This window comes from uncultured Corynebacterium sp. (assembly GCF_947253065.1).
Taxonomy (GTDB): domain Bacteria; phylum Actinomycetota; class Actinomycetes; order Mycobacteriales; family Mycobacteriaceae; genus Corynebacterium.
In genome coordinates this window covers 50,279-56,278 of the sequence record NZ_CAMXWS010000012.1, presented here as the reverse complement: position 1 = coordinate 56,278, position 6,000 = coordinate 50,279, and the positions used below count along the sequence as shown (strand labels likewise).

Here is a 6,000-nt window from a genome sequence, read left to right as displayed (position 1 = left end):
AGTCTGATCTGCGGAAATCACAAGAATCAGACACACATTCTGCTACTTAACCCGTGTCTCTCGTGCTGTGCTTTGAGAAAAGAAGAGGCGCTAGGTGCGGTGGCCTAGCGCCTCTTTAGGGGAGTGGGTAAGAGGACCGATTTAGTTCTCCAGGTCCTTGACCACGTCCGGGTTGTCCTTCAGCCATGCCTCGATAGCCTCAGGCTCCTTGCCCTCGCCGTACTCGTTGACCACGGTGTCCTCGAGGGAACCGTACTGGTCATCAGAAAGCTTGAGCTCCTCGAGCCACTTAGCAATCTCGGGGTTATCCTCAGAGAAACCGCTACGTGCGAGCCAGTGCAGCGACTCCGGCTCACCCAGCGTGCCCTTCGGGTCCTCCAGATCCTTGACCGGGAACTTGGAATTAGCCCAGAACGGGCGCCACAGGGTGACAACGATGTCCTTCTCGCCGTCCACAGCGGTCTGCAGCTCGGAGAGCATTGCCGGGGTAGAGGAGGTGGACAGGGAGTAGCCGTCCGCATCAAGACCGTATTCCTTGATGGTCTTCTCGGAAGCCTCGGTCAGCCCAGCGCCAGGCTCGATGCCCACGACGGTGCCGTCGAAGTCAGCGGACTTGCCCTTGAGGTCTTCGATGGAGTTGATGTCCTCCATGTATTCCGGCACAGCCCAGGTCAGCAGCGCATTGTCGTAATAAGCGCCCAGGTCCTCGATGTCATCGGAGTACTTGTCCATGTACTGGGCGTGGGTCTTCTCCGGCCATGCGGACGGGTAGATATCAATATCGCCCTTGGCCAGGCCAGCGTAGAGCACTGCAGCGTCAGTCAGTGTCTCGTGCTCAACGTTGTAACCAGCAGCCTCAAGCTTGTTTTCCAGCAAGTAAGCCGTGGACAGGCCGTCAGTCCAGGACGGCAGGTAACCAAGGGTGATCGTGCCCTTGTCGCCCTCGTCGGATGCACTATCTCCAGAATCGGAGCAAGCCGTCAGCCCGAAGATGAGCGTGGCGGCAGACAGCGTAGCTAGCGTTTTACGGATGGTCATTGAAAGAACGTTCCCTTCTTCGACTTTGGTAAGACGGAATCTCCGTGTCTCACCCCCCCCCCAAGCCCGTCTACGCAATAGCTCCTCGCCGTGGTGTTCACTGTGCGGAGACACCGAGCGAGACTCATCGAGCAGCCGGACGTGGGGTTATTTCATGAATTATAGAGAAATTTCCAATGTCAGGTTGAGAAGATTCACAGCTAACGGAATTGTTAGCTAGCTCTTCCGGTTGCGGATGAGCGACAGAAGCGATGATTTATACGCCTTCAAATCACCCAAGGCGGCGGTGAGACGGTCGAGGTAAACAGCCAAAATGACCACTGCCAGACCAGCTTCGACGCCCTTGGCCACATCCAGGGTGGAGATCGCGGAGGTGACCTCCTTGCCCAGGCCATCAGCGCCGACCATGCCTGCAATGACAGCCATGGACAGAGAGAGCATGATTACCTGGTTGATGCCAGCCATGATCGTCGGCACAGCCAAAGGCAGCTGAATGCCACGCAGGATCTGCCACGGGGTCGCACCATAAGAACGGCCCGCCTCAACAGTTTCACTATCCACCTGGCGGATACCCAGCTCCGTCATACGCACGCCCGGAGGCAGCGCGAAGATGATGGTGGAGAACACACCTGGCACCACACCGATGGAGAAGAATGTCACGGCGGGAATCAGGTACACGAATGCAGGCATCGTCTGCATAAAGTCCATGATCGGGCGGACGATCTTGCTGACCGTGTCAGATTTAGCTGCCCAGATACCCAGCGGGATTGCAAGGATCACAGCTGTCAGGGTGGACACCAGCACCAAAGACATCGTCTGCAGCATGGTTTCCCATTGGCGCATGCCCATCACGAGCAAGAAGCCCAGCAGGGAGCCCAGTGCCAGCCGCCAGGAGCGTAGGAACCAGGCGATGAGCACCAGGATGGCCAGCAGAACGAATACTGGCGTGGAAAGCAATGCATCAGAGAAGCCTTCGACGAAGAATTCCATGACGGTGCTGAAGGCGTCGAAAAGCCATGTGGCGTTATCGGTGAGCCAATCGATGCCGTCGCTGACCCATTTGCCGAGCTCAATACGGGGAATCAGAGTCTGGTCCATTTAGTTATTCACCTCGCTGGCAGCGTCGCCGCCCAAGTCGTTGGAATCGGTCGCATCGGTGGCATCGATTTCTTCGGTAGATGCTGCAGACAGCAGCGTCACGCGGGGTACGACACCTGCGAATCGGCCGGCATCATCGACGACCACGATTGGGGTCGGCGAATCCGCAGCCAAGTGGAAGAGATCGCTCAAAGCTGTGTCATGCGAAACGGTGTGGGTCGAGGGACCGTGCTCAAGCGGCAGCGTCGAATCGCCATTGCGGACAGCGCGTGCGACATCCTCTTCCCAGACAATGCCGGCTGGGGTGCGGTCGCGGTTGAGCACCACAAGCCATGAATTCTGGGTCTCACGCAGCAGCTTCTGTGCAGCGAGCGGACCATGGCTGGCGCTGAGTGTTTCTTTCGGCTGTTCCACGATGTTGTCGGCGACAAGCACGCGGGATCGGTCAACGTCTTTGACGAAGTCAGCGACGAAGTTATTCGCCGGGTTCTGGAGGATCTCCTCGGCGGTGCCGATCTGCTCAATGCGGCCATCACGCATCATGGCAATCCGGTCGCCGATGCGCATTGCTTCGTTCAGGTCGTGGGTGATGAACAAGATGGTCTTGTTCAGCTTGCCCTGCAGCTCAATGAGCTTGTCCTGCATGTCTTTTCGGATCAGCGGGTCGAGTGCGGAGAATGCTTCGTCCATGAGCAGGACATCAGTATCGGCGGCAAGCGCGCGGGCCAGGCCGACACGCTGCTGCATACCGCCGGACAGCTCGTCCGGCATGTAGTCGCCCCAGCCATCCAGGTCGACCATGCGCAGAGCCTCGCGGGCTTTTTCCTCACGCTCAGCCTTGGCGACCCCCTTGGTTTCCAGGCCGTAGGCCGCATTCTGCAGCACGGTGCGGTGCGGCAGCAGCGCGAAGTGCTGGAAGACCATAGAGATCTTGTCACGGCGGACCTGGCGGATCTCAGCCTCGGACATGTCGGTCAACGAGACGCCATCGATCTCGAGGGTTCCCGCGGTCGCCGGAAGAAGGCCGTTGACCATGCGGATCAGCGTGGACTTACCGGAGCCGGACAGGCCCATGACCACGAAAATCTCGCCGGGGTCCACATCGAAAGTGGCGTCGATGACGGCTGCCGTACTGCCCTGCTCCATCAAATCTTCACGGCTTGCACCGTTTTCAAGGGCAGCAATCGCCTTTTGTGGGTTCTTGCCGAAGACTTTATAAAGTCCCCGGGCCGAAATTGCTGTCATGAAACCTCCAGACGGATCACACGGAATCTTCAGAGAGGCTATCTTTCCATAGTCAGGCCAGCGTAGCGAGCTCAAAAACTGAGGTCACCGCCGTTGAGGCACCTCTTGAAGGTGCGAAAATGCCTGGTCAGCTCAGGCGCCGACAGATGCGTTAAAAAACATCAATCCGGCCGCCGAGAGATTCGGTTTGGCGGAGGACTTTGACCCAGCCATCGGCACCGAGCCTGATGCGCATGACGGGGCGCGAGGAGATCTTGATGGGGGAGACCGATTCAGCACGTGCGCCCTTGCGCGCACCCATGCGGGTCACTGCGCGGTAGCCGGCGCCAATGAGTTGCTCCAGATTCGGTTCAGGGGAAGCCAGGGAGGATCGTGCGTCCTGGAGCAGCGGAATGATCTCATCCAGAGTCTTCACCACAGCATCCGCATTTGTCTCACACATCGCGCGGACAAGCTCAGGTTCGGTGCCAGCCACGCGGGTGGCGCCACGGAATGAGCCAGCTGCCAGGGACTGAGCGAGCGTGCCACCGCGGTCGCCAACGATCGCGAGCGCTTCTGCCAGCACGTGCGGCAGGTGGGACACACGAGCAACTGCTTCGTCGTGCTTGTCTACAGACACCGGCACGGCCTCCGCGCCACACAGACGTGCGAGCTCACATACCTGGCCGAAGAGATCCACCCAGCCAGCCGGCACACGGCGTCCCGCATCCTCGCATTCGCGGGCGAAGTCGTAGGTGATAGCCCAAGCTGCGCGGGTGAACAGGCCAGCGCGGGACGCGCCCCAGCCGGAATCCTCAGTGCCGGACATTGGGTGGCCGCCGACGTAGCGCATTTCCATACCGTGGGCCTTGATCAGCTCATCTACCGGCTTTTTCACGCTGACCACATCGGTCATGCCACAGTTCGGGGCGTACATAGCAATGGAATCAAGGACATCTTCCACCGCATGCATGGGTACAGCGAGGACGATCAGTGCATTGTCAGATGAAGCGCGGGAGAGCACACGCGACAGGTCATCGGAGACATCGAAACCTTCGCGGGTGGCATCTCGTGTGCCGGAGCGGGAGTGGTTGTAGCCGTAGACAGACATGCCGGCTGCGTCCAGGTCGCGCATGATGGATCCGCCGATGAGCCCAAGGCCGATAATGCAGGTCGGCGGCAGGTGGCGCCGCCCTCCGACGCGTGCGCCGGACCCTGAATTGCCTGTCGTTCGGTTGAGCTCATTCACCCTCCCAAGCTTTCCATAACGCGCGTAGTCTTACTAGGCATGAGTGAAGGACGCGGATACGCAGGCCATAGTGCCGGGGATGACGGTGGCTTTGAAGATGGCTTCGCGGTTACCGTAGCCAGGCGCGATGGCGGATGGGCGGTCGCGGAATTCGATGATGATTTTGAGAATTTAGATACCTCGATTGATGCCGTTCGGGGCTTGCGCAGTGAGGGTGCGGCGTTCGCTTTGCTCAATGTTGAGGAGGAATACCTCGTCATTGTTCGTCCCGGGCCGTCACGCACGCGCGTGCTCATTTCCGATGCGACGATGGCGGTCGACGATGATTTCGCGGCCGAGATTCTAGACACCGCATCTATTGACATCCCGGACATCGACCCAGATGAGCTGGACAATATTGACGGCTGGGCCGACGGCGACTTCAGCATCCTGGAAGACGTCGGTGTGAGCGAAGAGGTCATGAGCGTGCTTATCGACGACGCGGAGGCCGACCCGTCCGACGTCATCGATGCCATTGCTGATGAGCTTGGCTTCATCGATGAGCTCGATCGCGTCCTGCACTAGTCTTTCACCACCATGAGCCAGTTGAAAAAGCTCGCGCAGCAGCGCATGCGTCGTGCGATAGAGGTCGCGCGCACCACGCCAGCTGCGGATATCCCGGTCGGTGCCGTGATCTTTGGCCCAGATGGAAAAGAGATCGCCACCGGCACGAATTTGCGCGAAACGGAGCAGGATCCGACGGCGCATGCGGAAGTCGTCGCAACGCGAAATGCGGCGCGCGCACTCGGCACATGGCGGCTTGATGGCTGCGAACTTGTGGTCACCTTAGAGCCGTGCACAATGTGCGCAGGAACGATCCTCGGCGCTCGCATCAAGAGCTTGGTCTTCGGTGCGTACGAGCCGAAGACGGGAGCCGTGGGATCGCTTATCGACGTCCTCCGCGACCCCTCCCATCTGCACACCGTCGAAGTGCGCGGCGGCGTCCTAGAAGCAGAGACCGCCGAGTTAATGAGCGGATTCTTTGGCCGTTTGCGCTGATCAGCTGTGTACATAGCCGATTGACACTGAATCGTTATCCAAAGGACACATTGATTTCCCTACCATGGGCCCAGTAAGCGAAATCAATTTAGAAGGAGAAATGATCATGGCTGATCTCAACGGCAAGCTGGACCAGGTCAAGGGCGACGCTAAGGAAGCTCTGGGCAACGTTACTGATAATGACTCCCTGGCAAACGAGGGCAAGGCTGACCAGCTCACCGGTGCAGCTAAGGACAAGCTGAACGAGGCTGGGGACGCTATCAAGGACAAGGCCAACGAGGTCGCTGGCAAGATCCAGGACGCTCGCGACGAGAACTAGTCCGTCGCCCGGGGCGAGTGCCTAGGAATTTGGT

Annotated in this window: 7 protein-coding genes; 3 read left to right on the top strand and 4 right to left on the bottom strand. The window is 59.1% G+C overall.

The annotated features are described in order from the left end of the window. Positions 1-141: 141 nt before the first annotated feature. From Q0X21_RS04825 to Q0X21_RS04810, 4 genes are all read right to left on the bottom strand, one after another. Positions 142-1,038: a glycine betaine ABC transporter substrate-binding protein gene (locus Q0X21_RS04825; RefSeq protein ID WP_297850630.1), complete on the bottom strand. Its 897-nt coding sequence runs from the start codon at positions 1,036-1,038 to the stop codon at positions 142-144. Positions 1,039-1,254: 216 nt separating this feature from the next. Then, a complete protein-coding gene (locus Q0X21_RS04820) occupies positions 1,255-2,136 on the bottom strand; it encodes a proline/glycine betaine ABC transporter permease (RefSeq protein WP_297850629.1) in 882 nt (293 codons plus the stop codon). Continuing rightward, complete coding sequence (locus Q0X21_RS04815; protein ID WP_297850628.1) at positions 2,137-3,381, bottom strand: glycine betaine/L-proline ABC transporter ATP-binding protein; 1,245 nt, start codon at positions 3,379-3,381, stop codon at positions 2,137-2,139. It lies immediately after the preceding gene. 151 nt (positions 3,382-3,532) lie between these two features. Further along, complete coding sequence (locus Q0X21_RS04810) at positions 3,533-4,543, bottom strand: prephenate dehydrogenase (RefSeq protein WP_297850633.1); 1,011 nt, start codon at positions 4,541-4,543, stop codon at positions 3,533-3,535. A 105-nt stretch (positions 4,544-4,648) separates the two neighbouring features. Here Q0X21_RS04810 and Q0X21_RS04805 point away from each other — a divergent pair, with 105 nt between their 5' ends. The 3 genes from Q0X21_RS04805 to Q0X21_RS04795 all read left to right on the top strand — a co-directional run bounded on the left by Q0X21_RS04805 (position 4,649) and on the right by Q0X21_RS04795 (position 5,966). Next, complete coding sequence (locus tag Q0X21_RS04805; RefSeq protein WP_297850627.1) at positions 4,649-5,173, top strand: tRNA adenosine deaminase-associated protein; 525 nt, start codon at positions 4,649-4,651, stop codon at positions 5,171-5,173. A gap of 12 nt (positions 5,174-5,185) precedes the next feature. Then, a complete protein-coding gene (locus Q0X21_RS04800) occupies positions 5,186-5,647 on the top strand; it encodes a nucleoside deaminase (protein ID WP_297850626.1) in 462 nt (153 codons plus the stop codon). Positions 5,648-5,753: 106 nt separating this feature from the next. Beyond that, positions 5,754-5,966, top strand: coding sequence for a CsbD family protein (locus Q0X21_RS04795; protein ID WP_297850625.1), 213 nt, complete (start codon positions 5,754-5,756; stop codon positions 5,964-5,966). Positions 5,967-6,000: the final 34 nt, after the last annotated feature.

What these genes read in the sequence shown, in the direction of transcription:
- Q0X21_RS04805 (WP_297850627.1), top strand. Translation starts at nt 4,649, where the DNA reads ATGAGTGAAGGACGCGGATACGCAGGCCATAGTGCCGGGGATGACGGT.
- Q0X21_RS04800 (WP_297850626.1), top strand. Translation starts at nt 5,186, where the DNA reads ATGAGCCAGTTGAAAAAGCTCGCGCAGCAGCGCATGCGTCGTGCGATA.
- Q0X21_RS04795 (WP_297850625.1), top strand. Translation starts at nt 5,754, where the DNA reads ATGGCTGATCTCAACGGCAAGCTGGACCAGGTCAAGGGCGACGCTAAG.
- Q0X21_RS04820 (WP_297850629.1), bottom strand. Translation starts at nt 2,136, where the DNA reads ATGGACCAGACTCTGATTCCCCGTATTGAGCTCGGCAAATGGGTCAGC.
- Q0X21_RS04825 (WP_297850630.1), bottom strand. Translation starts at nt 1,038, where the DNA reads ATGACCATCCGTAAAACGCTAGCTACGCTGTCTGCCGCCACGCTCATC.
- Q0X21_RS04815 (WP_297850628.1), bottom strand. Translation starts at nt 3,381, where the DNA reads ATGACAGCAATTTCGGCCCGGGGACTTTATAAAGTCTTCGGCAAGAAC.